Source organism: Paenibacillus sp. FSL W8-0186, from assembly GCF_037969765.1.
Classification (GTDB): Bacteria; Bacillota; Bacilli; order Paenibacillales; family Paenibacillaceae; genus Fontibacillus; species Fontibacillus woosongensis.
This window is the reverse complement of sequence record NZ_CP150207.1, coordinates 5619459-5642498: the sequence shown is the minus strand read 5'-3', so window position 1 is coordinate 5642498 and position 23040 is coordinate 5619459. Positions and strand designations below refer to the sequence as shown.

The 23040-nt window shown below is 47.8% G+C and carries 27 protein-coding genes and 1 tRNA gene; 26 read left to right on the top strand and 2 right to left on the bottom strand.

Features of this window, described 5'->3' with window-relative positions:
* Positions 1 to 155 precede the first annotated feature (155 nt).
* Positions 156 to 1289 (top strand): aminotransferase class V-fold PLP-dependent enzyme, encoded by a 1134-nt coding sequence (locus MKX50_RS25365; RefSeq protein WP_339158089.1) that lies wholly within the window; start codon positions 156 to 158, stop codon positions 1287 to 1289.
* A gap of 23 nt (positions 1290 to 1312) precedes the next feature.
* The gene (locus MKX50_RS25360; RefSeq protein ID WP_339158088.1) at positions 1313 to 1813 is read left to right on the top strand and encodes a DUF4446 family protein; all 501 of its coding nucleotides are present in this window, start codon (positions 1313 to 1315) and stop codon (positions 1811 to 1813) included.
* Here MKX50_RS25360 and yyaC read toward each other — a convergent pair.
* Positions 1785 to 2393 carry a spore protease YyaC gene (yyaC, locus tag MKX50_RS25355; RefSeq protein WP_155613257.1) on the bottom strand — a complete coding sequence of 203 codons (609 nt, stop codon included), beginning with the start codon at positions 2391 to 2393 and terminating at the stop codon, positions 1785 to 1787. The genes MKX50_RS25360 and yyaC overlap by 29 nt on opposite strands.
* Positions 2394 to 2540: 147 nt before the next feature.
* Between yyaC and MKX50_RS25350 the strand changes: the two genes are divergently transcribed.
* From MKX50_RS25350 to MKX50_RS25335, 4 genes are all read left to right on the top strand, one after another.
* Positions 2541 to 2792, top strand: coding sequence for a DUF3343 domain-containing protein (locus MKX50_RS25350; protein ID WP_244996469.1), 252 nt, complete (start codon positions 2541 to 2543; stop codon positions 2790 to 2792).
* 10 nt (positions 2793 to 2802) lie between these two features.
* Positions 2803 to 3702, top strand: a complete 900-nt coding sequence (locus MKX50_RS25345; protein WP_244996467.1) for a mechanosensitive ion channel family protein — start codon at positions 2803 to 2805, stop codon at positions 3700 to 3702.
* Between the two features lie 100 nt (positions 3703 to 3802).
* The gene (locus MKX50_RS25340) at positions 3803 to 4036 is read left to right on the top strand and encodes a DUF951 domain-containing protein (RefSeq protein ID WP_213591785.1); all 234 of its coding nucleotides are present in this window, start codon (positions 3803 to 3805) and stop codon (positions 4034 to 4036) included.
* 120 nt (positions 4037 to 4156) lie between these two features.
* Positions 4157 to 4247: transfer RNA gene (locus MKX50_RS25335), tRNA-Ser, on the top strand.
* A 415-nt stretch (positions 4248 to 4662) separates the two neighbouring features.
* Here MKX50_RS25335 and MKX50_RS25330 read toward each other — a convergent pair.
* Positions 4663 to 4860, bottom strand: coding sequence for a YjzC family protein (locus MKX50_RS25330; RefSeq protein ID WP_155613260.1), 198 nt, complete (start codon positions 4858 to 4860; stop codon positions 4663 to 4665).
* Positions 4861 to 5059: 199 nt separating this feature from the next.
* On the opposite strand from MKX50_RS25330, the gene rpsF reads away from it, so the two are divergent.
* The 20 genes from rpsF (at position 5060) to dnaB (ending at position 22877) form a co-directional block, all read left to right on the top strand.
* Positions 5060 to 5344 carry a 30S ribosomal protein S6 gene (gene rpsF / locus MKX50_RS25325; protein ID WP_155613261.1) on the top strand — a complete coding sequence of 95 codons (285 nt, stop codon included), beginning with the start codon at positions 5060 to 5062 and terminating at the stop codon, positions 5342 to 5344.
* Between the two features lie 81 nt (positions 5345 to 5425).
* Complete coding sequence (gene ssb / locus MKX50_RS25320) at positions 5426 to 5908, top strand: single-stranded DNA-binding protein (protein ID WP_213591783.1); 483 nt, start codon at positions 5426 to 5428, stop codon at positions 5906 to 5908.
* 20 nt (positions 5909 to 5928) lie between these two features.
* Positions 5929 to 6198, top strand: a complete 270-nt coding sequence (rpsR, locus tag MKX50_RS25315; protein ID WP_018750422.1) for a 30S ribosomal protein S18 — start codon at positions 5929 to 5931, stop codon at positions 6196 to 6198.
* Positions 6199 to 6374: 176 nt separating this feature from the next.
* Positions 6375 to 6596 (top strand): uberolysin/carnocyclin family circular bacteriocin, encoded by a 222-nt coding sequence (locus MKX50_RS25310; protein ID WP_213591781.1) that lies wholly within the window; start codon positions 6375 to 6377, stop codon positions 6594 to 6596.
* Between the two features lie 91 nt (positions 6597 to 6687).
* The gene (locus MKX50_RS25305; protein WP_213591779.1) at positions 6688 to 8391 is read left to right on the top strand and encodes a hypothetical protein; all 1704 of its coding nucleotides are present in this window, start codon (positions 6688 to 6690) and stop codon (positions 8389 to 8391) included.
* On the top strand, positions 8384 to 8917 hold the full coding sequence (locus tag MKX50_RS25300; RefSeq protein ID WP_213591777.1) for a stage II sporulation protein M: 534 nt from the start codon (positions 8384 to 8386) through the stop codon (positions 8915 to 8917). Before MKX50_RS25305 ends, MKX50_RS25300 begins: the two co-directional genes overlap by 8 nt.
* A 10-nt stretch (positions 8918 to 8927) precedes the next feature.
* The gene (locus tag MKX50_RS25295; protein WP_244996465.1) at positions 8928 to 9608 is read left to right on the top strand and encodes an ABC transporter ATP-binding protein; all 681 of its coding nucleotides are present in this window, start codon (positions 8928 to 8930) and stop codon (positions 9606 to 9608) included.
* A gap of 1 nt (position 9609) precedes the next feature.
* Positions 9610 to 9882, top strand: coding sequence for a hypothetical protein (locus tag MKX50_RS25290; RefSeq protein ID WP_339158087.1), 273 nt, complete (start codon positions 9610 to 9612; stop codon positions 9880 to 9882).
* Between the two features lie 246 nt (positions 9883 to 10128).
* Positions 10129 to 11133, top strand: coding sequence for an ABC transporter ATP-binding protein (locus MKX50_RS25285; protein WP_213591774.1), 1005 nt, complete (start codon positions 10129 to 10131; stop codon positions 11131 to 11133).
* 12 nt (positions 11134 to 11145) lie between these two features.
* Positions 11146 to 12081, top strand: coding sequence for an ATP-binding cassette domain-containing protein (locus MKX50_RS25280; RefSeq protein WP_213591773.1), 936 nt, complete (start codon positions 11146 to 11148; stop codon positions 12079 to 12081).
* A gap of 5 nt (positions 12082 to 12086) precedes the next feature.
* Positions 12087 to 13049, top strand: a complete 963-nt coding sequence (gene opp4B / locus MKX50_RS25275; protein WP_213591772.1) for an oligopeptide ABC transporter permease — start codon at positions 12087 to 12089, stop codon at positions 13047 to 13049.
* A 29-nt stretch (positions 13050 to 13078) separates the two neighbouring features.
* Positions 13079 to 13987 (top strand): ABC transporter permease, encoded by a 909-nt coding sequence (locus MKX50_RS25270; RefSeq protein ID WP_213591771.1) that lies wholly within the window; start codon positions 13079 to 13081, stop codon positions 13985 to 13987.
* 15 nt (positions 13988 to 14002) lie between these two features.
* Positions 14003 to 15832: an oligopeptide ABC transporter substrate-binding protein gene (locus MKX50_RS25265; RefSeq protein ID WP_213591770.1), complete on the top strand. Its 1830-nt coding sequence runs from the start codon at positions 14003 to 14005 to the stop codon at positions 15830 to 15832.
* Positions 15833 to 16115: 283 nt separating this feature from the next.
* Positions 16116 to 17168 (top strand): LCP family protein, encoded by a 1053-nt coding sequence (locus MKX50_RS25260; RefSeq protein ID WP_213591864.1) that lies wholly within the window; start codon positions 16116 to 16118, stop codon positions 17166 to 17168.
* Positions 17169 to 17323: 155 nt separating this feature from the next.
* Positions 17324 to 17752, top strand: a complete 429-nt coding sequence (locus MKX50_RS25255) for a CBS domain-containing protein (protein WP_213591769.1) — start codon at positions 17324 to 17326, stop codon at positions 17750 to 17752.
* An 86-nt stretch (positions 17753 to 17838) separates the two neighbouring features.
* On the top strand, positions 17839 to 18141 hold the full coding sequence (locus tag MKX50_RS25250; RefSeq protein ID WP_196427303.1) for a MazG-like family protein: 303 nt from the start codon (positions 17839 to 17841) through the stop codon (positions 18139 to 18141).
* A gap of 6 nt (positions 18142 to 18147) precedes the next feature.
* Positions 18148 to 19074: a DUF2232 domain-containing protein gene (locus tag MKX50_RS25245; RefSeq protein WP_213591767.1), complete on the top strand. Its 927-nt coding sequence runs from the start codon at positions 18148 to 18150 to the stop codon at positions 19072 to 19074.
* Positions 19075 to 19085: 11 nt separating this feature from the next.
* A complete protein-coding gene (locus MKX50_RS25240; RefSeq protein ID WP_339158086.1) occupies positions 19086 to 21074 on the top strand; it encodes a DHH family phosphoesterase in 1989 nt (662 codons plus the stop codon).
* On the top strand, positions 21071 to 21514 hold the full coding sequence (rplI, locus tag MKX50_RS25235) for a 50S ribosomal protein L9 (RefSeq protein ID WP_339158085.1): 444 nt from the start codon (positions 21071 to 21073) through the stop codon (positions 21512 to 21514). Before MKX50_RS25240 ends, rplI begins: the two co-directional genes overlap by 4 nt.
* A 1-nt stretch (position 21515) precedes the next feature.
* Complete coding sequence (gene dnaB, locus MKX50_RS25230; protein WP_213591763.1) at positions 21516 to 22877, top strand: replicative DNA helicase; 1362 nt, start codon at positions 21516 to 21518, stop codon at positions 22875 to 22877.
* Positions 22878 to 23040 lie beyond the last annotated feature (163 nt).

Genomic DNA, 23040 nt, shown 5'->3' with positions numbered 1-23040 from the left:
CGAATGACATATTCGTCTTGCCTGAGGGATGATTAATCTCTGCAGCGGAGGGATATGTCATTTTTTGATCTATAGGAAAATATTGTGTAGATGATGAATGAACATATAGCTTGATTTAGGAGGGGAGTTCACTGAAAAAGCAAGCCGTCATTTATTTGGATCATGCGGCAACGTCTTGGCCTAAGCCGCCAGCCGTAGGGGAGGCCATGATGTCGATCCTCAATGGTCAGGCCGCCAGTGCCGGGCGAGGAAATCATAATATGGCGCTTCAAGCAGGGCGGATTATGTTTAATGCTAGGCAAGCACTGGCAACGTTGTTTCATGTTTCTAATCCAAACGATATCGTATTCACCTCTAATACGACATCCGCTTTGAATTTGGCCATCAAAGGATGGCTGAAACCTGGGGATCATGTGATTGCGACAATGGTGGAGCATAATTCGGTTAGAAGGCCGTTGGAGTTTTTGAAAAGAACCATGGGGATTAAAGTGGATTATATAGCAATAAATGAACGGGGACAGCTTGATTTGAACGAGGTCAGGAACTCGTTCCGTCCGGAGACGACGCTTGTTGTTTGTTCACATGGATCAAACCTGCTAGGCAGCATTCTGCCGCTGCAAGAGCTTGGGCATCTAGCTCACGAGCATGAGGCGATTTTTCTAGTTGATGCGGCACAATCTGCAGGGACGTATCCGATTGATGTTGCTGAGATGGGAATTGATTTGCTGGCTTTTCCTGGACATAAGGGTTTGCTCGGCCCACAAGGCACAGGAGGGCTATACATCTCTCCCCAGGTAGATTTGGAGCCTTTGCTGCATGGAGGGACAGGAAGCCAATCCGAGGAGCTTGAACAACCTGCTGTGCGCCCTGATCGCTTTGAAGCCGGGACGGCAAATACGGTCGGCATAGCGGGGTTGGCTGCAGGTGTACATGCTGTGCTTGAATATGGGGTAAAACAAATTTATGAACGGCAATGGATGCTTATCCAGATGATGATGAAGGAGTTAGCGAAATTGCCAGGCATATCCTTGATTGGGCCAAAGCTTGGAGAGCCGCGAATGGGGCTTGTGTCCTTTAATTTGGAAGGCCGGGATGCTGCGGAGATTGCTTTTGTATTGGATAGAGAATATGGAATAGCTGTGCGCGCCGGTTATCATTGTACGCCCTTAGGGCATATGACAGCGGGGACATCGGCCGGCGGGGCGGTTAGAGCCAGCGTAGGGTTTGATACGACGGAGGAAGAGGTTGAGGCATTCGTACTAGCCATGCGGCAAATTTCGGCTCAATGATTTGAACATAGGGGAGAGGAAGCATGCAAGAATGGAATCAGCTCATTCTGGAGCAGTTGGTTTGGGTTGTAATCGGGTTAGTTATCGTCGTGGTTTGGCTGCTCATATGGAATTTGCTTCAAGGCAGCAAGCTCCGGAAAATCCGTCGGAAATATGAATTAATGATGCAGGGAACAGGTGTTGAGGATTTAGAGGGCTTGCTCATCGATTTGAAGCTGCAGCAGGGCAAGCTGGAGGATGCACAGGAACAGCAACAACAGATACTCAAACAGCTTCAAAGTCTGGTGCCAAAACAAAAAGCAAAAATCGGCATAAAGCGTTACAATGCTTTTGCCGAGCGTGGAAATGACCTGAGCTTCTCCATCGCATTTATCAATGATGAGAAGGACGGGGTGGTCCTTACTGGTATTTATAATCGGGAAGGCTCATATGTATATGCCAAACCGCTGACCAAAGGGGAATCTCCACATGCTCTCTCAACGGAAGAGCTCGAGGTTATTGCTCTTGCCGCGCAAGGGGAATAAACCCTTTGTTCCATTCTTTAATAGCGGAATAGAGGCTGCTGGCAATGATCTCAGATAAACGCATGACCAGGCTGAGCCTTGTATTCTGTAATACAAAATATTCCATGAAACCGCCGACGTTAACGATGCCTGTCAGATGGATATCGCCAACCGGCGGTAATTCTTTATTTACGCCCGCACCGGGGCGAAGCGGCCCCTGAACGACTTGAATGGAGCCTACGCTGGTCGTCTGGCCAAGGCAAGCGTCAATGCCAATGATATAAGGGTCTATAAATGTGGTATTAATTTGGTGGAGCGTATCCTTCAAATTCATGGCATGGACCGGATCTTCCAATGTACCATACAAGTGAAAGTATGGGCACTTGTATTTAGCTAAGGCAGTTCCTACGAGAGGACCAAGGCAATCGCCGGTCGAGCGGTCGGTGCCAATACAAACGACAACGATTTCCTGACCAGGTTCGACCTGGGCTAGATGAAGCAGCAGTCGATGAATAATGGCGGAATGTATGCCCGGTTCGGTATGGGGTATTTTTAAATAGGGAATTTCTTGTCCTGAGAAAGAAGGGTTTAGCTGAGACATAGAAATCTTCCTTTCCGCTTGAAATTATCGTTATAGCTGCCGGGTTCGGTATATCTGCTATAAGGAATAATAGATAGTATATGGAAAAAAGAGCATTTCTATACTCCGACTAAAGTATCGCTTATATTAGGGGAGGGACTAAAAGCTGTGGACGCATGGTTAGTGATGGCATTTGATTCGACGCAGCAAGCATTGCGAGCTGAGATGCTGCTGGAATATGCAGAAATAGAAATCGACCTTTTTCCGACACCGAAGGAAATCACGGCAGGCTGCGCTCTATCGATTCGTTTTCCTGAGGAATCATTAACCGCCGTAAAGGGGATTGTGATTCAGGAGAACGTAGTCATTCGGGGGATCTACTCCCAATCGGAATCAGGTTATGATAACATCGAATTATAGGAGGGAGCAGATGACATTTCTAACAATGAAAACAGATAATGCTATTGATTCCCCCGAAGATGCAATTAAAGCCGCAATAACCTGGAAAGATAAGCTGTGGGCGTGGGTGACGAACATCGATATGTGGGAAATGGTCATGTTCTCGGCCTTGCGGATCATTCTTATTTTCATCCTTACTCGAATATTTATAAAAGTCATATATCGGATTATCGACCGTTCTCTGGAGAAGAGGGAGAAAAGCCGCTTAAAGGTTAATCCTCGGAGGTTCATAACTGTAGGCGAGCTTCTTAAAAATGTTACCTGGATTACTAGCAACTTCATTATGGTGATGCTTGTGCTGGGTGAAGTCGGTTTCCAGCTTGCGCCGCTGCTTGCCGGGGCCGGGGTGCTGGGGCTGGCTATCGGTTTTGGCGCTCAGAGCCTGGTGAAGGATGTGATTACAGGTTTTTTCATTATACTGGAGGATCAGTTTGCCGTAGGCGATGTCATTCAAACCGGAAGTCTTAAAGGCACGGTCGAGATGATTGGACTCCGTTCCACGCGTCTTGTCAGCTGGACGGGAGAGGTGCATATCATTCCGAACGGTATGATCACTAATGTGACGAACTATTCGTTGAACAATGCGATGGTTGTTGTGGATTTTCCATTCAGCAATGCTAAGAAATTGGAAGAGAGTATCGGCTTGTTGAAAAGGGCGATGCTAAAAATGAAAGAGGAGCATCCCTATAACCCGGAAGTGCCGCATGTGCTTGGCATTCAGTCGCTGTCAGCCAGCGAATTCGTCGTCCGTATCGCGATGGAATGTCTGCCTTCGGCCAGAGAAGAAGTCGAGCGGCGAATACAAACTTATGTTAAGCAGGCACTGGAAGAAGCTGAAGCGGATAATCCGGCTTTGACTGAGGGCGAATAAATTACAAAGTTAAGCTGTTATGCAGCATGGGAACGATTTAGTCAATCTAAATTGACTGATGGGATAGAATAATTATGGAAGAGGTAGGAGAGGGATATACATGGAGCGTAAATCGTTTGGGCTGGGCGATATTGTGTTGATGAAGAAAAATCATCCTTGCGGCAGCAATGAAATGGAAATCATCCGAATGGGTATGGATATCCGAATTAAATGCGTGGGCTGCAAGCACAGCGTACTCGTTCCAAGAGCAAAATTTGAGAAAAATATGCGTAAGGTGATTCACTCGGCAGCATCAGCCGGGGAAGAGGCCGCGGACACGCAGAACCAGTCATAACCTGTGAAGTGACGGATAGCTCGAATGACTTACTATGTTGAGGTTCAGCATTATACCGATCAAAGGAACATAAGTTCCCTTGATCGGCGATGTGTTTTATGATATACTCAATTGTGCTGTGGAAAGGTACCCAAGAGGTCCAAGGGGGCTGACTCGAAATCAGCTAGGCGTGTCAAAGCGTGCGTGGGTTCGAATCCCACCCTTTCCGCCATCATAGTCATCAATTGAAAACAAGAATAAGTCCAAGAATCCCCTGATATGTGTAGGGGGATTTTTTTGATGTTAAATTTAGGACTGTAGACCTGTCTTAACAACAAAGGAGAACCCATATGGGTTCTCCGTTTGCAGACGGGATGCGGATTGGAATTCTTCTCTCACGACTAAGAAACATCTGATCTTCGCCTAGGCTTTAACGAAGTGATAAAGAGGGGTCTTTCTCAATTCGCGATCGTTTGCTTCTAACGGGTAGTGAATAAGACTCCAGGCAGCTGTGTTGCTCGTGGATGATCCAACGGAACCACACCTCTCTTTGCATCGCCGTCTAAGTGTATTATGTGCAAAGACTTGTGTTTTATGCACCGGATTTGTAATTAATATTTCCGTGACTAAGGGCTGGTACGATTGAATTAGTGAACGCGGGCTTTTTCGGCTTTTTTCCACTTGCGGTTCTTATTTGTCGTCTCGGGGAATGTGTCGCCGCGTTCCAATTTGACTCGCTTGGGGTTGTTGATTTGCGTATGGAAGCTGCGCGCCTCGCCTACCTCCGTGTAGATGCCGGGATTTGGCGCTTTGTCCCCAGGCTCGAATTCGGTTTGTTCACCCATGGGTAAGGCCTCCTTTCGGTTTAAAATGGGGAAGCTGCGATAATAGGCATGAAGCACGTTTATTGTATGGAGTTCCTTTAGGTTTCATACTTGCAGGGAGTACGCGGATTTGATATAATATTTTGGTGCGAGTTGAAGCTCGCTCCTTGCTCCCATGGGTAAGAAGGTGGGGGCCATAGTCCAAGAGGAGGTGACATATATGCGCAAATATGAAGTGATGTACATCATTCGTCCTGAACTTGAACAAGAAGCTGTTCAAGCCGTAGTTGACAAATTCCAAGGCATCATCCAAAACGGCGGTGAAATTACAAAGCACGACCTAATGGGCAAACGCCGGCTTGCGTATGAGATCAACAAAATCCGTGACGGTATTTACGTCCTGGTGAACTTCACAGCGACTCCTGATGTCGTTGCTGAGCTCGAGCGGATTCTGAAGATTTCCGACGAGGTTATCCGTTATCTCATTACGAAAGACGTAGCCTAATTTTAGGGAGTTCAAGAGGTCCTTGGGACTTGTTTGAACTCTGAGTACTTTGTAAGCATTAGCCCGGAGGAGGGGATTGGATTGTTGAACCGTGTCATTCTGATCGGACGTCTAACTAGAGATCCCGAGCTGCGTTATACGCCGTCTGGCGTAGCGGTTACTCAATTTACGATAGCCGTGGACAGACCGTTTACATCGCAGGGAGGAGAACGCGAAGCGGATTTTATTCCGGTCGTAACTTGGAGACAACTGGCTGAGACGTGCGCGAATTACTTGCGTAAGGGCCGCCTCACAGCTGTTGAAGGACGCATTCAGGTACGGAATTACGAGAATAACGAAGGCAAACGTGTATACGTAACCGAAGTCATTGCTGATAATGTCCGTTTCTTGGAGTCTAATCGTGAAGGTGGCAGTGGTGGCGGACAGCGCGAGGAGAACCCATTCGGTGGAAGCAGCGCGGGCGGCAATAGCAACCGCAGCAGCAGTAACTTCTCACGCAGCCAAGATCCATTCTCTGACGATGGGAAACCGATCGATATATCGGATGACGATTTGCCATTTTAATATAGGAAGGACTGAATAGCATGAGCTTCAAGCAAAGAGAAGGCGGAGACGACAAAAGACCGGCACGCCGCGGCGGCCGCAACAAACGTCGTAAAGTATGTTTCTTCACTGTGAACAAAATTACTCACATTGACTATAAAGATACTGAACTGCTTAAGAAATTCATCAGCGAGCGGGGCAAAATTTTGCCACGTCGCGTGACAGGAACAAGCGCGAAGTATCAACGTCTCTTGACGATTGCGATCAAACGCTCCCGTCAAATCGCATTGCTTCCGTACACTACGGAGTAATCGCCAATCATTAAAAAAGCCAGTTGCCGAAATTTGTCGGTAAACTGGCTTTTTTGTTATGAAATGAAGCAAACTGTCCCTTTGGGGACAATTGACTTGATAGAGTCCCTATGATAAATTTTGAAACGAGAAATATATGCATATATTTCCATATAAACCAATAAGGAGGTGTTTTTATGTTTGATATTATGGCTTATTTAAGTATCGATAAGTCGCTTGCGACACAAATTGTAAATCTGATCGATACGATGGGTTATGCGGCAATTGCAGTATCTGCAATTATGACTCTTCTATCTGCTGGTTCGCTCGCCGTAACTAGCGTGATGATCGACGCTGCAATTCTTTATGTAAAAGACCTCCTGAAGAAGAACCTGAAGGCACAAGCTATCGCTTGGTAATATATGAAAGGACGGAAGAGACTGGCCATCTCTTCTTTCTTTCATTACTTGAACTTAATGCTACTGATATACATAAATTAGAGGTGAGTTCGTGCGTAAATCCTTTGGCATTTTATCGAAGAGTATGATCCTTGATCAATTTAGACAGGATTTTGCAGGTGTCACTCAGAAAATAAGGGAGAACTTGGGTATCAAGCTTCCTAATGCGCTTTGTTGGGTCATTGCAGGAATTCTTCAGTTAACTTTACTATTTTTATTTGCCATTTTTTTAGAGAGCATTTCTCATGAGAAGATCCGAAATATTATTATTTTTTTCGTACTATTATTCAATGTGCTACTTCCTCGAGTTATGGCCCGACAAAACTCGAGCCGAGTCAGCAATCACCCGATTCAGGAATTACTTTGGCAATCCGGACGCAATGGGCATCAGCTTTTAAATGTCGTTTTAGTGACAGAGACTATCATGTTTTGGATCCATGAATTTATGTTTGAGGCTATCGCTATTTATGCAATTCTTAAATCACCTCTTCATTGGGCGTCTTCCTTACTGCTAATTGCATTGTGGATACTCCTGGTATCGACGATTTATTATACAACTCTGAAAAGAAGCGTATTAAGAAATTGGGGAGTAACGGCTATGCCGGCTTTTCACCAAAACTTCCCGCTATATATCCTGAAGGTGGTATGTTTGACGGTACCCATTTATTTTATAAGCAAATTGCTTTTTTCAGCGTTAATCAATCATCCCATTCCCGCTGAGCGCCTTGGACAAGGGTTAGGTGCAGTGCTGCGTGAATTTTCGGCAAATATTAAAGCTACAATAACATCACGTTTTAATCATATACTGGATTGGTTCCAGTATGAGTGGATCTATATCATTTTGGCGGCCTCCTTGGTCGTTTATGCCATATTTACACTTGGTTATCTTTATTATTCGTCAAAGCTATCATTCCATCGAAAGAGACTTTCCCCTCAACTAGACAATACTAGAAGCTTATATTTTAAGTTTTATCATGGAATCGTTAATATGCTTTGGCGTAAAAATCCTTGGCTCAGCAGAGACTTATGGATTATGGAAAGAACGATCGGACAAACAAAGCTGCCACAGAAATTCATACTTGTATTTCCTCCGGCGATCAGTTCTATTGTGGGGCTATCTTTCTTTTTAATCTATGGGTTAGAGTCGTTCACTAATTTTGTTCTTGCCTTTTGGTTTATTTGCTGTTTTGCGTTATACCAGACCGCTTGGCTATGGGTATGGAACTATCCGATTCTTCATCCTTCCAGTGAATTAAGACAGATTGACCTAGTGAAGTTGTCTGCGGAGTATTCTGTTCAAAAATATATGCGCAGCAAAACGATGTTGTTGCTAGTTCTGTTAGTTCCACTTCAGCTTATTATGAACCTAATTCTGGTGGTTGGGGCGATCAAGCTTAAGGGAAGTCTGCTTGAAATAATAGTAGGAATTATAGGTACATGGCTGCTGTTTGTCATGATTGGCATAATGTCTTCATATTGGCTAAAATACTGCAGCCGGTTTGACTATGCGAACATGTTCTTAATTCGGATGGACACTTACGAGACTAGAATCGTTCAACAGTTCTATACCATTCCGAAAAGGTTTATCACGGGGGCCATGTTTGTATTGTTCTTTGTTGCCGTTTTTTTTGAAACCTCAGTTGGTCAAAAGCTGGTATACGACGCATTCTTGGTTTTTGTAATAGTAACGGGATTTACTCTGTATTTTTTCTTTAAAAATAAAAAAGGAAAGAGAGCGTCTTTAGTGAGTGAATAATTTAATCATTAGGCCATTTCGGCGCACAATATTTAACTTGTATCGGGGGAAATTAATTTTTATATCCTTGGTATTTCTGGCATCTGTTATTTTCGGGTTTATTGTCCAGAGTTATGATAAACCGCTCCCTTTTGAGGCTTCAGGCATTGTGTGGTGGAAATATCTTTTTCAAAACTTAAAGCAGTCTGTAATCGTTATATTGATTGGAACGGCCACTTACGGGATTGGGAATATTATTTTGCTAGCTTTAAATGGAATGGTTGTAGGGGTTGGGCTGGAGTTAACCATTCAGAACGGACGGGCTGACACGATCATCACGGCTTTTCTTCCGCACGCGGTGTTCGAAATACCCGCCATACTCTTAGCCTGCATTTGCCCGTATATTATTTGGGGAATAATAAAGGAGTCTATTCGACAGCGTAGAATACAGACCCATTTAATTAAAAGCCAGCTTATGCCGGTGCTATTAGCAATTATCGTCTTTTTGGTAGTCGCTGCTGTATTGGAGGATGTATTTAGTTTGTAGAAGGGGTGAGATGATGCTGGCAGTACGCAATTTGAATTTTGGCTATGAGAAAGATAAACCCCTTTTTAAGGGAATATCCTTTGAAGCTCATGAGGGAGATATTATATGGCTAAGAGGACCAAATGGATGCGGCAAAACGACCTTATTACGAATCATTGCCCAGCTTATCGAAGCGGATTGCGAAATATATTATGAGGGCCGTAACTTAACGGATGGAAGACAAATTTTATCACAGCTAAGTTATATTCCTGTGGAGCCTTACTTATTCGACTATTTAACCGGTCAAGAGAACGCTAATTTCATTCGGGCATTGTTCGATATTCCCGAGGAACAGTTCAACCAGGAATTCGGCAGAATGATTGACGGGTTCCAGATGAACCATGCCCTTAAGCAGTTTGTTCAAGAATATTCGTTAGGCATGCGGCATAAATTGTATTGGTCTTCCGTATTGGCCCGGCAAACGTCCATTATCCTGTTGGATGAGCCTTTCTCTTCCTTTGATCCAGAAGCTCAAGCCATGGCCAGCCAAATGCTTACCGACCGGGCAAAGGCTGGAGCACTAATCATATTTATTTCACATCTTAAGGATTTAAGCCGTGAAATTGCAACCCGCACTTTAGAAATACAAAACGGTCTATTATATGAGTCATCTAAAGAATACGCCAAGAAAGAGGCAGAAAATTATGTTTAAGATGAAACAATGGATTGGATTACTTGCTGGATTGATAATGCTGTTAGCCGTCTTATCCAGTATAAAAATAGGCGAGGACCGATATATCGCCAGTTACGCTTTTGATCTGCTTGGATTAACCCATAACCGATTCGTCATCATTTTGATTTTTATAGCAGCCTGGTGGGTATGGGGAAAGACGATGAAGGATGTTAAAGCCATATGGCTGAATTGGTCGCGGCTTTTGCTATCGCTCCTGTTTCTTATTGCCTTTATATCATTTTTTATTGTGTAACTTAATATAGCACCAAACGGTGCTTTTTTAATTTAGGCTCCTAAATTTACTGACTTTGGAAAAAGTGCTTGGAAAAAAAGGCTCAATAGGATATATTTATAGAAAATAAATTATTTTCCATTAAATCCACTTTATATACATTATTCTCGCAGAGGAGAAAAATTAAAACCGAGTAAATATATGCGCTTTGTTTGCAATGATTGCCATTCTTATAATGTCATTAAATAACTTGACAGGGTGATGAATGTGAATGAAGAACTTTTGAAAATCGAGAATTTATCGACCTCATTTCGCATATCCGATGAATGGTATGCCGCTGTGGACGACCTTAGTCTAACGGTTAAGAAAAATGAAATACTGGCTATCGTCGGTGAGTCTGGCTCGGGTAAAAGCGCGTTGGCTTTTTCCATTATGGGGCTGCATACGCGTGCTCGTATGGAGGGCAAGATTTACTACCATGGCCAGAACCTCGCAGCAATGTCTCCTGCTGAACTGAACAGGCTTCGTGGTAACGAAGTCAGTATGATCTTTCAGGATCCTCTATCTGCACTTAATCCTCTAATGATTATTGGAGAACAAATTGAAGAAGTACTGCTTCTTCATGAATCCAAACCATCTTCGTTAACTAAGAAATCCAGAAAGCACAGAAGAGAACAAGCTATCGAATTATTGCATAAAGTAGGGATTCCCCGCCCGGAATATACATACGGGCAATATCCTCATGAATTATCCGGCGGCATGCGGCAGCGGGTAGTCATTGCGATCGCCATCGCAAACGAGCCGAAGCTGTTAATTGCCGATGAGCCGACGACGGCTCTTGACGTTACGATTCAGCTGCAAATTTTAGAACTGATCCGGCGCCTTAAAGAAGATATGGATGCAGGAATTATTCTCATTACGCATGATTTGGGCGTTGTGGCGGAGATGGCGGATCGGGTAGCGGTCATGTATGCCGGCCAGATTGTTGAAATCGCTTCAATTTATGCGCTGATGACAAATGCGAAGCACCCCTATACCCGTTCCTTAATGAGCTCCATACCTACCGCGAGCGACGAGAGGACGAAGCTGCATGTGATCCATGGCGTGGTACCGTCACTGAAGCTCTTGCCCCGTCAAGGCTGCCGCTTTAGATCACGTATTCCATGGATCAGTGAATCGAAGCACGAGGCAGATCCTCAGCTGCATGAGGTCGAACCGGGCCACTATGTGCGCTGTACATGCTATAAGGATTTTCACTTTCTCGATCACTAAGGAGGAATACGTATGGCACTTCTTGAGGTTAGAGATTTGAAGGTGTATTTTCCGGTCTACGGCGGGGTGTTCAGAAGGGTCATTGATCGGGTAAAGGCAGTGGACGGCGTCAGCTTGAGTATAGAGCCTGGGCAGACCTATGGTCTCGTTGGAGAGTCCGGCTCAGGGAAGACAACGACAGGGCGGGCGATTATCGGTTTGAACCCGGTCACCGCGGGACAGATCTTATTTCAAGGGGAGGACATCGGCAAAGGCATGCGCCGAAGCCGTTCAAAGTTCCGCAGAGATATTCAGATGATCTTCCAGGATCCGTATTCGTCATTGAATCCGAAGAAGCGGGTGCTGGATATCGTGGCGGAGCCGCTGCGCAATTTCGAGCGATTGTCGGCTGGGGAGGAGAAGCGCCGCGTACAGGAGCTTTTGACCCAGGTCGGCTTAAGCGCAGAGACGATACATAAATATCCGCATGAATTTTCCGGAGGACAGCGTCAGCGGATCGGCATAGCCCGGGCAATCGCTTTGAAGCCTAAGCTCATTATAGCTGATGAACCGGTATCTTCGCTGGACGTCTCCGTCCAGGCCCAGGTGCTGAACTTCATGCAGGACATTCAAAAAGAGCTTAATCTCACCTATTTATTCATTAGCCATGATCTCGGGATAATCCGCCACATGTGCGATTATATCGGCATTATGTACAAGGGGCGGCATGTAGAACAGGGCACTACGAGGGATATTTTTGAGAATCCTCAGCATATTTATACGAAGCGTCTCCTGGCAGCCATTCCGGATCTGGATCCGAGGCAGCGGGAGAAGCGTCAGCGGCTGCGTCAAACGATCCGTCTGGAATATGAGGAGGCGTATTCCCGTTATTTTGATCAAGAAGGACTGGCTTACGATTTAAAACCGCTATCCACCACTCACTTTGCGGCATTGCCCGAAAGGGGGTGAAGCTGATGTGGAAAACAATTCTGCGCAGGCTGATGATCATGATTCCGCAAATTATCCTGCTGAGCGTTCTCGTATTTATTCTTGCGAAATCATTGCCGGGGGATGCCTTGACCGGAATGCTTGATCCTAGTGTTGATCCGTCGATGTTAGCCGAGCAGCGAGAGAAGCTGGGACTGAACAATCCTTGGCATATTCAATATTGGGATTGGGTCAAGAGGGCAGTTCAGGGTGACTTTGGCCAATCCTTCCGGTTTAAAATGCCCGTGACAGATTTAATCGGGCAACGGATCAGCAATACGATCTGGCTGTCTTTGGTTACGTTAGTAATTACTTATCTCATCGCCATCCCGCTTGGAATCATTAGCGGTCGTTATAACGATACTTGGGGGGACCGGATTATTACCGGTTATACCTATCTGGGATTCGCTGCGCCTTTGTTCATTTTCTCGCTCCTTATGCTGTGGATTTTCGGGTTTCATTTCCGGGCGTTCCCCACGGAAGGAAGCGTAACTCCCGGGCTTGTTCCGGGCAGCTTCGACTACATGGCCAGTAAACTATACCATTTATTGCTCCCAGCATTGTCTATGGCTCTGATAACTACCGTGTCTACTGTACAGTATTTACGCAGCGAGATTATTGATACGAAGCAGAAGGATTTCGTTTTGCTGGCTAGAGCGAAGGGAGCATCGGAATCTCGCGTTTATACGCATCATATTTTGCGAAACTCGCTTTTGCCAATCGCCGCATTTTTTGGTTATGAAATAACGGGACTCATCGGGGGAACTGTGTTCATCGAATATATTTTTAGTTATCCGGGGATGGGACAGCTGTTTCTAAATTCTATTTTGATCCGTGATTTTAGCGTCGTTACCGCCCTGGTTCTTCTTTATGGCATTGCTTCCATTTTAGGTTCTTTAATTTCCGATATCATTCTGGGCATCGTGGATCCTCGCATTCGCATTAAATAATGCTTAGAACGCATAGGGGTGATGATGAAATGAATAAGGCAAGCAGGCTAGCGGAGGACGGAGCCTATGAGCCAGCGGCCAGCCCCTCAAGCTGGCAGATTTTATGGCGGGAAATCAAGCGGGATAAGATGGCTTTAGGATCCTTGATTTTATTGGGGCTCGTCGTCGTTGCGGTCTATGGCATATCTTTGATCCTGGATCAAAAACAGATTGTTACGGTCGATCTATTTGCATTGTATCAGCCACCGTCCTCCAAGTTCTGGTTAGGCACAGACTATGGCGGGAGAGATGTCTTCGGGCAATTGATTATCGGTACGAGAAACTCGCTGTCGATCGGGATTATCGTAACGGTGCTCACCGGGATCATCGGCATCCTGGTGGGACTTATATCGGGTTATTTTGGGGGAACGGCAGATAACATATCGATGCGGATCGTTGATTTTTTTATGATTCTGCCTACGCTGATGATCGTCATTGCCTTTGTAGCTGCAGTTCCGAAATACAGCATTATATCTTTCTCCTTGATCATGACTGCATTTCTATGGATGGGGATAGCCCGTCTCATAAGATCGAAGGCATTGCAGGAGAAGGAACTTGAATATGTAAAGGCCTCAAGGACGCTCGGCTCATCCCATCTAAAGATTATGTTCACCCAGGTCCTGCCCAATTTAAGCTCCATTATCATTGTGACGATGACGTTGAATTTAGCGGCCAATATCGGCCTGGAGTCAGGCTTGTCTTTTTTGGGATTCGGTTTTCCGGAGAGCACCCCCAGTCTCGGAACCCTGGTCAGCTACGCCCGGAATCCGCAGACGCTGGAGTATCGGTGGTGGATTTGGTTGCCGGCATCACTACTCATTCTTGTATTGATGCTTAGCATAAACAATGTCGGTCAAGCGCTCAAGCGTGCGACGGATGCAAGACAAAGAAGAGGATAAAAGGGAGGAAATTTGATGAAAAAAAGGTTTAGCTCCAAAACGCTGCTGCCGCTATTGTTTGCATTTATGATTGTTCTTTCCGCCTGCACATCCGGCAAAGGGAACGATGTGACTCTGCCCAGTCCGACGAACACGCCAAACCAGACGGACGGCAACAAGAAACAGACAGAGGAAGGTCTGTATTCCATTGAGGATTTCAGCAATGTCAAGACGAATGAAGGGGAACCAATCAAAGGGGGGACGATTACGTACGGCCTTGTCACCGATACGGCATTCGAAGGCATACTCAATTATAATTTCTCCTCGGGTATTCCTGACGCCAAGGTTCTAGAGTGGTTTGATGAATCGTTATTAACGTGGGATAAGAACTATGTGTTCACGAACGATGGGGCAGCGACCTATGAGGTATCGGAGGATGGAAGAACCTTTACCTTCACGATTCGCGACAATGTCAACTGGCATGACGGTAAACCTGTAACTGCAGAGGACTGGGAGTTCGCTCATGAGGTCATCGCCCACAAGGATTATGATGGCCCGCGCTACGGCTCTGATTTCACGAATATTGAAGGGTTGGTCGAATACCGGGAAGGCAAAGCGGATAAGATTTCCGGCATTAAAGTGCTGAGCGATAAGAAGCTGCAAATTACGTACATTAAATCCACGCCGTCATTATTGACGGGCAGCATCTGGACGTATCCGCTAGCGAAGCACATTTTTGGAGATATGGAGGTCGCTAAGATGTCATCCTCTTCAGCAGTGCGCGAGAAGCCAATCAGCTTCGGTCCCTTCAAGGTGGAGAGTATCGTACCGGGGGAATCCGTGGTTTATGTCAAGAATCCGGATTATTGGCGCGGCGAGCCCCATCTGGATAAAGTCGTGCTCAAGGTGATCAATCCGACGACGATCGTACAGCAATTGAAATCGGGCGGGGTCGATCTGGTGGATTCGTTCCCGATTGACCAGTTCCCTGACAATGCGAACATGTCCAATGTAGAATATTTAGGAGTTATCGATCGGGCATATACGTATATCGGCTTTAAGCTGGGCAAGTGGGATGAAGCCAATAAGGTCGTAGCCCCGGACCCCAATGCCAAAATGGCCGATGTGAACCTGCGCAGAGCCATGTGGCATGCCGTGGATAATGACCAGGTGGGCAAGCGCTTCTACCATGGCCTGCGCTGGAACGCAACGACGCTGATCCCTCCGTCACATCCGGAGTTCCATGATGCCAGCAATCCAGGAATTGCGTATGACGTGGAGAAGGCCAATCAAATTCTGGATGAAGCCGGTTATAAGAAAAACGGTGAATTCCGCACGAAACCGGATGGAAGCGAGCTGGTGATCAATTTCATATCCATGACGGGCGGAGATATTGCGGAGCCGTTGGCCCGTTATTATGTACAGTCCTGGAATGCGATCGGGCTGAATGTTAACCTGGAACTGGCTGAATTCAACTCATTCTACGATCGCGTAGGAAATAACGGAAAGGATGATCCAAACGTCGATGTTTATATGGGCGCATGGAGCGTGGGCATCGACGTTGACCCGACGGGCCTGTATGGGCGGGATGCGCTGTTCAACTTTCCGAGATACGCCAGCGAAGAGAATGACCGCCTGCTAGCAGAGGGGGTCTCCGAGAAGGCTTTCGATGTGGCTACTCGCCAAGCCATCTATAAAGAGTGGCAGCAGTTAATGGTCAATGAAATTCCTGTATTCCCAACGTTATATCGTTCCGAAATCGTACCTGTTAACAAACGAATACTTAATTATGCGATCGGCGATGGCACCGGCATCTATCTCCATGAACTTGCGGTATCGCAGGATAAGCCATTTGTAGCGGAGTAGAAGAGTTTTCGGCTAGAAGTTATGCAATGAATCCATCCCCCCGTGCAGGGGGGATTTTTTTGGTGCTCTTCCAACAACATATTTGTGCGGAAAAACCCGTTTATGGTATAGTACGAAGCGATAGAGTTATTTGTTTTGTGCCTGTTAAATTACTATTTTGTAGTTTTTTGCCGAAGGCTACGGTTTACAATTAATTGAAGACGCCTGGTATTGCGGCTATTTACCGTAAAGTGAAAGACATTGCGAAGGAGAGCCGTATAGTACAAACCATGGGAGGCATATGATGTTAGAACGAGGAAATAGAGTAAAGAATATAAAGAAGAAGCGCAGCAGACTTAAAGGCCTGCTCATCACGCTGCTGGTTCTGATTATAGTCGGAGCCGGCGCATATACATTCCGCAAGCCATTGGCCCTGATGGCCTTTGATTTGTTCCTATCTGGGCAGGTGGAGGAGAAGCTGGAGAAGTCGTATTCCCCCATTGATGGAGAGAAACCCAAGCCCGTTGCAGCTAAGCAAACGGAGCCGTTCACTGCTTTGCTGCTGGGAGTTGACCAGCGTGACAACGAGCCGGCCCGCTCCGATACGCTGATCTACGCCGTCGTACGTCCGGAAGATTCCAAAGTACTGCTGGTTTCAATTCCGCGGGATACGTACACGGAAATCGTAGGCAGGGACAAGAGCGATAAAATCAACCATGCCTATGCTTTTGGCGGGGCCAAAATGTCCAAGGATACGGTAGCCAATTTCTTAGGATATCCTGCTGACTATTACGCAGCCATCAATTTTGAGGGGCTTCGGGAAGTTGTCGATGAACTGGGCGGCATTGAGCTGCCGATCGATAAGGATATCGTCAATAAACACAAGGACCACGAGAAATTCACCATCAAGGCAGGCAAGCCGTTGTACGATGGGCAAGAGGCGCTTAACTTCGTCAGATACCGGGAGGATAGCGACTTCAACCGGACGAAGCGGCATCAGATTTTCTTGAGTGCGCTGGTAGACCGCATGCTGAAGCTGGATCAAATCGGGAAAATCCCCGATCTGATGAATATGCTGGGTGAGAACTTCAAGACAGACATGACCCCTAGCTTTATCATCGATCTCTCCAAGCAGCTGCTGACCAATCAAGCGCCGCAAATCAGCGGGTTTACCATTATGGGTGAAGGGATGCGCAAAAACGGAGTCTATTATATTCAGGCGAATGAAGAAGATGTGACTTTTGCCGAGCAGCTGATCGAGAACTGGTCGGATCCGAATACGAAGACAGAGGATTTGCTGAATCCTAATGCACAGTCCGCCCAAGAGGGGCAAAATACCGAGCAGCCTTCGTTATAAAGATTCTATATATGTCCTTATTAAATCCATCCTTACTAAACTTTATTCGGCAGTCCGGTTTCCGGCTGCCGATTTCGCACCTGTAGTGGAACAAAACCTTCTTTGAATCGTAGTCAATAGGAGAGTCTGAAAAGGGCAGAGGAGGACTTTTATCTATGAATATCGCATTTTTTCTACTTCCCAAAAAGGATGTCGTTTCCGTAACGCTGGATTCTACATTAAGGCAGACCTTGGAGAGAATGGAGTATCACAGGTATACCGCTGTGCCGATTATCGGCAAGGACGGGGTGTATGTCGGTACGGTAACCGAAGGTGATCTCCTATGGTATATGAAAAATTCCGGAGGCAGGGTCACTTTTGAGAACGCTTCTAAATATTTGCTCAAGGACGTTCCGCTCAAGATGAACATTAAGGCGGTATCGATCGATGCGGATATGGAAGGCTTGATCAATTTGGCCAAAGTGCAGAATTTTGTGCCTGTAGTGGATGATATGGGCCGATTTATCGGCATCGTGCGCCGCAGCCAAATTATTGAGTATTGCGAGCGTTTTGTGACGCGGGATGTACCCGTTCCCAAAAATTAGACGCAAGGTTTGCTTCAAGGGAATGAATTGCTTTATGCTATAATGAAGAATAAAGCCTTTTTCAGGGAGGGTGGAAGCTGTCCGCCATGCAGAAAGAAATGGATGTGGCCAAACGCGCCAAAGTGATTGAATGGCTCAAAACGGAAGTGGTCGATCACGTATCCCGTTTATTCAAGGCATTGTGGGAAGGCAGCACGACACGGGTAAGTGATAGTCTTGCCAGTCTGGTCGTCAGTTGTTACATATTGGGACGCAGGCTTGGCATATCCTATAAGGATATGGACGATCATATCTTGGAAAAGCTAAAGAAACACGAGCAAGAAGGACACCAGTTGGAAGATTGGTATCAGGATATTTCTACATTGCAAGAACATATGCGCAAGAGGTGAATCCATTTGAATTTACGCTGGACCTCGGTGGCATGGAGCGTAGTCTATCTGCTGCTCCTGCTGTCGTTTGCAACGCATTTTTCTTTTATAACTATTTTCGTTCTGCTATTGCCCGGCGTAATCCTCTACGCAACGTTATCGGTGAGAGCATTTGCATTTCACATCGCGATCGTATGGATCGCAGCGGCTTTGCTCTTGTCTAATCCCGTGATTATTCTCTTGGCCGTATTTTTTATGGTTCCGGCCTTGGTCATGGGGCATTTGTATAAGACGCGGGCCTCTGCACTCAAGGTCGTTGTGATGGGAACGGGAACGCTTCTGCTGGAGTTTCTGCTGGCATTTCTCGCTGTTACTGTTATCTATGACTTCAATTTGGCCTCTTCGATTGAAGAGACGCTAAATACGATGATGTCTCTGATGCAGAATATGGCTGACAATGAGTTGATCGCCTCGGATCTAGTCTGGTCTCCGGAAATGGCGCAGCAGCTTTCCAGCCTGGCGGCCAGAATGACGCCATTTACGATGATCATGTGCTCGTTTCTGCTTGCAGCCGTAACGCATCTGATTGCCCGGCCAACGTTGAACAGTCTTGGACATTCGGTGAGAAGCTTCCCGCCGCTGCGCGACTGGAGACTGCCGAGAGCGCTGATCTGGTATTACCTGGCTACGGTATTGATCATGCTATTTGGCAGCGCCGCTGTCATGGACAGCTTCGTCGGGACGGTGCTGCTGAATTTGTCGCCGCTGCTCAATTTCTTGTTTATGATTCAGGCAGCCAGCTTTTTCTTCTTCTTGGCTTATCAGAAGAAGTGGAATCCGGCGATTCCGGTGTTGCTGATCATAGCGATGTTATTTATTCCGCCTCTGAAAATTGTGGGAATCCTGGATATCGCTATGCCGCTGCGTGAGATGATTACGAGATCAAGACGATAGGGTGAGAAATCATGCCTAATTTACTTCAAAAACGTTGGCACGGCTATCAGACCGTGTGGGTGTTCGCGCTGCAGCTTCTGCTCGTCATCTTCATCTCCTATTACAATTGGGTGCTCGGCCTGATCAGTTTATGCCTGGTCTGCGGCTTAACTTATGTAATGCTTCGGGCGGAGCGGCGCTTCCGCAAGGAGCTCGTTCGTTATGTGACCGATCTGACGTACCGGATTAAACGGGTAGAAGGTGAGGCGGTAAGCCGCCTGCCGTTCGGGATTATGCTGTATAGCGAAGAACGGACGGTAGAGTGGCATAACCGCTTCGTGAACAAAATGTTCGGCCAGGATTCTGTCGTTGGACAACCGCTATCGGAGCTGCTTCCGGCGCTGCCTCCCTATCCCGCCCGGGATAAGAAGGACGCTGCTGCAAATACAATCTCTACGGTCGAAACGGCCGTAGCAGACCGGCATTACGAGTTGACGGTGCTCCATGATGAGCGCCTGATTTACGTTCACGACATTACGGAGTTCGCCGTTCTGCGGGACCGATACGAGGACGAGAGGGCCGCGCTGGGCATCGTGATGCTCGACAACCTGGACGAAGCGACCCAGGGGATGGACGATCAGCAGCGTACCGCGCTCATCGCGCGAGTGGCAACAGCTCTGACCGAATGGGCGAAGCAGTACAGGGTCTATCTGCGCAGGCTGTCCTCAGAGCGGTATTTGATGATGCTGAATCAAAAATCGCTGAACGAACTGGAGCAGAGCCGGTTCGTGATCCTGGACGAGGTCCGCGAGATGACCGCGGACCTGAAGGTGCCGATGACGCTGAGCATCGGCCTCGCCTTCGGCACCGAGCGCTTCAGCGAGCTGGGCGAACTCGCCCAGTCGAGTCTGGATATGGCGCTCGGGCGCGGGGGGGACCAGGCCGCAGTGAAGGCCGGTCAGCGGCTCTCGTTCTATGGCGGCAAGTCGGGCGCCATAGAGAAGCGGACGCGCGTGCGGGCGCGCGTCATCGCCCACGCTCTCCGCGATTTGATGCAGGAGAGCGACAGAGTTATAATCATGGGCCACCGCATGCCGGATTTGGACGTCATCGGGGCCTCCATCGGCGTGCTGAAGGCCGCCGATATGTTCCAGGTCGAGGCGCATATTGTGCTCGACGATAAGAATCCGGGCATCGATCGGCTAATGGAGCGGATTGAGAAGGAAGAGCCCTTGCGGCGCCGCTTCATTACGTCGGAGCATGCGCTCGATTTGATGACCGAGCACACGTTATTAATCGTCGTTGATACGCATAAGGCTTCGATGACGATGGAGCCGAAGCTGGTTGAAGAGGCCAGCCGGGTCGTGGTCGTTGACCACCACCGGCGGGGCGAGGAGTTCATCAATGATGCGGTGCTTGTCTATCTGGAGCCTTATGCATCCTCGGCCAGCGAGCTCGTTACCGAGCTGATCCAGTATATTCACGAGAAGGTGGAGCTCAGCCCGCTGGAGGCGACGACCTTGCTTGCCGGAATTACGGTGGATACGAAGCATTTCGCGCTCCATACGGGATCGCGTACGTTCGAGGCCGCGGCATTTCTGCGGCGCATCGGCGCGGACAGCGTGATGGTGCAGCGGGTTCTGAAGGAAGACCTGCAGGAATATATCGCCAAAGCCGATATTATAAAGCATGCGCGCATGATTCATAATCATATCGCGCTGGCGGTGACGGAGCCGAACCGCAAAATTCCGCAGCTGCTGATCGCCCAGGTGGCGGACACGCTGCTGAACATGACGAATGTGCTGGCATCGTTCGTGATTAGCGAGCGGCCCGATGGCCTCATCGGCATCAGTGCCCGTTCCTTGGGGAACATGAATGTGCAAATCGTAATGGAACGGCTTGGCGGAGGCGGCCATCTGACGAACGCTGCGGTACAATTGGAAGGAACCCAGGCGGAGGCGGAGAGAAGGCTGCTCGAAGTACTGGATGAAATAGAAAAGGAAGAGGGGTTATTCGAATGAGAGTCATTTTCTTAAAGGATGTAAAGGGTCAAGGCAAAAAAGGGGAAATTAAAAACGTATCCGAAGGCTACGCACAGAACTTTCTGATTCCGCGGGGGCTGGTTCGTGTAGCTACCGAAGGCAACGTAAAGACGCTGGAGGTTCAGAATGCGGCGGAAGAGAAACGCAAGGCGCAGGAGAAGGCAGAGGCTGAAGAGCTGGGCAAAAAGCTGGAAGAGATAACGGTAACACTACAAGCCAAAGCGGGAGAGGGCGGCCGACTGTTCGGTGCGATCACGAATAAGCAAATCGCCGAAGCCTTGGCGAAAGCGGGCGTGAAGATCGACCGGCGCAAAATCGAGCTTGCCGAGCCGATTCGGACGCTGGGCGTTACCCAGGTGCCAGTGAAGCTGCATCCCGATGTGAAGTCGACGTTCAAGGTTCAAGTGACGGAGGAATAAAATGGCGGGAGATCAATTTTTCGACCGTATTCCCCCGCAGAATCTTGAAGCGGAGCAGGCGGTGCTTGGGGCAATACTGCTGCAGTCGGAAGCGCTGATTACCGCCATGGAGCGGGTGCGGACGGAAGATTTCTATGATCCTCCTCACCAATTAATCTATGAAGCCATGGTGCAGCTTGGCGAGGAAAGTCAGCCGATCGACCTGGTTACGCTAACCTCGAAGCTTCAAGATCGGGGGGAGCTGGAGGATATCGGCGGAGTCAGTTATCTGGCGAAGCTGGCTAACGCGGTGCCTACGGCGGCTAACGTCGACTACTACGCTCGCATCATAGAAGAGAAGTCCATGCTTCGCCGGCTTATCCGTACGGCTACGCAAATCGTTAGCGAGGGTTATGCGGGCGGTGAAGATGTCGGCGGCCTGCTGAGCGATGCGGAGCGGAAAATCCTCGAAATTTCCAACAGCCGTTCCGGCAGCGGCTTTATTGCAATACGCGATGTTTTGATGGAAGTGTTCGAAAAAGTGGAGGAGCTGCACCAAAATCGGGGCAATACCACGGGAATCCCTTCGGGCTTCGTCGATCTCGACCGGATGACGTCCGGCTTCCAGCGGAATGACCTGATTATCGTAGCGGCTCGTCCATCTGTCGGTAAGACGGCGTTTGCCCTGAACATTGCCCAGAACGTGGCCGTTCGGGCCAAAGAGACCGTCGCCATCTTCAGTCTGGAGATGTCGGCGGCTCAGCTCGTTCAGCGGATGATTTGCGCGGAGGCGAATCTGGACGCGGGAGTCATGCGGACAGGGGACTTCAAAAACGACGACGATTGGTCCAAACTGACGATGGGGATTGCCGCATTGTCGGAATCGGAAATTTACATCGATGATACGCCTGGGGTAACGGTAGCCGATATTCGGGCGAAGTGCCGCCGGCTCAAGAAGGAGAAAGGCCTTGGCATGATCGTGATCGACTACCTGCAGCTGATCCATGGGCGCGGCAAGCCGGGGGAGAACCGGCAGCAGGAGGTATCGGAAATATCGCGTACGCTGAAGCAAATCGCCCGTGAGCTTGAGGTTCCGGTCATCGCCTTGTCCCAGCTTAGCCGGGGCGTAGAGCAGCGGCAGGACAAGCGGCCAATGATGTCCGACTTGCGGGAGTCGGGTTCGATTGAGCAGGATGCGGATATCGTCGCATTCTTGTACCGGGATGATTACTACAATCAGGAGACGGAGAAAAAGAACATCATCGAGATTATCATTGCCAAACAGCGTAACGGCCCGGTCGGTACCGTAGAGCTGGTATTCTTGAAGAACTTCAATAAGTTTGCGAATTACGAACGCGCGCATACTGACGCGTTTGCGGGGTAAATTATAAACTAAATAACGGCATTGTCCTTATATTACAGATTTTCATGCCAGAATCCGAACAATCACGTATTTTGATGCGTGATTGTTCGTCTTTTAATTTGACATTGAAAATCGCGCTTGTTACACTTGTATTGCTGCTGCTCTGGATCGAGCAGATCCACAG

Coding starts and splice junctions, on each gene's coding strand:
- MKX50_RS25360 (WP_339158088.1), top strand. CDS start 1,313: ATGCAAGAATGGAATCAGCTCATTCTGGAGCAGTTGGTTTGGGTTGTA.
- yyaC (WP_155613257.1), bottom strand. CDS start 2,393: ATGTCTCAGCTAAACCCTTCTTTCTCAGGACAAGAAATTCCCTATTTA.
- MKX50_RS25345 (WP_244996467.1), top strand. CDS start 2,803: ATGACATTTCTAACAATGAAAACAGATAATGCTATTGATTCCCCCGAA.
- MKX50_RS25340 (WP_213591785.1), top strand. CDS start 3,803: ATGGAGCGTAAATCGTTTGGGCTGGGCGATATTGTGTTGATGAAGAAA.
- MKX50_RS25330 (WP_155613260.1), bottom strand. CDS start 4,860: ATGGGTGAACAAACCGAATTCGAGCCTGGGGACAAAGCGCCAAATCCC.
- rpsF (WP_155613261.1), top strand. CDS start 5,060: ATGCGCAAATATGAAGTGATGTACATCATTCGTCCTGAACTTGAACAA.
- rpsR (WP_018750422.1), top strand. CDS start 5,929: ATGAGCTTCAAGCAAAGAGAAGGCGGAGACGACAAAAGACCGGCACGC.
- MKX50_RS25310 (WP_213591781.1), top strand. CDS start 6,375: ATGTTTGATATTATGGCTTATTTAAGTATCGATAAGTCGCTTGCGACA.
- MKX50_RS25295 (WP_244996465.1), top strand. CDS start 8,928: ATGATGCTGGCAGTACGCAATTTGAATTTTGGCTATGAGAAAGATAAA.
- MKX50_RS25290 (WP_339158087.1), top strand. CDS start 9,610: ATGAAACAATGGATTGGATTACTTGCTGGATTGATAATGCTGTTAGCC.
- MKX50_RS25280 (WP_213591773.1), top strand. CDS start 11,146: ATGGCACTTCTTGAGGTTAGAGATTTGAAGGTGTATTTTCCGGTCTAC.
- opp4B (WP_213591772.1), top strand. CDS start 12,087: ATGTGGAAAACAATTCTGCGCAGGCTGATGATCATGATTCCGCAAATT.
- MKX50_RS25270 (WP_213591771.1), top strand. CDS start 13,079: ATGAATAAGGCAAGCAGGCTAGCGGAGGACGGAGCCTATGAGCCAGCG.
- MKX50_RS25265 (WP_213591770.1), top strand. CDS start 14,003: ATGAAAAAAAGGTTTAGCTCCAAAACGCTGCTGCCGCTATTGTTTGCA.
- MKX50_RS25260 (WP_213591864.1), top strand. CDS start 16,116: ATGTTAGAACGAGGAAATAGAGTAAAGAATATAAAGAAGAAGCGCAGC.
- MKX50_RS25255 (WP_213591769.1), top strand. CDS start 17,324: ATGAATATCGCATTTTTTCTACTTCCCAAAAAGGATGTCGTTTCCGTA.
- MKX50_RS25250 (WP_196427303.1), top strand. CDS start 17,839: ATGCAGAAAGAAATGGATGTGGCCAAACGCGCCAAAGTGATTGAATGG.
- MKX50_RS25240 (WP_339158086.1), top strand. CDS start 19,086: ATGCCTAATTTACTTCAAAAACGTTGGCACGGCTATCAGACCGTGTGG.
- rplI (WP_339158085.1), top strand. CDS start 21,071: ATGAGAGTCATTTTCTTAAAGGATGTAAAGGGTCAAGGCAAAAAAGGG.
- dnaB (WP_213591763.1), top strand. CDS start 21,516: ATGGCGGGAGATCAATTTTTCGACCGTATTCCCCCGCAGAATCTTGAA.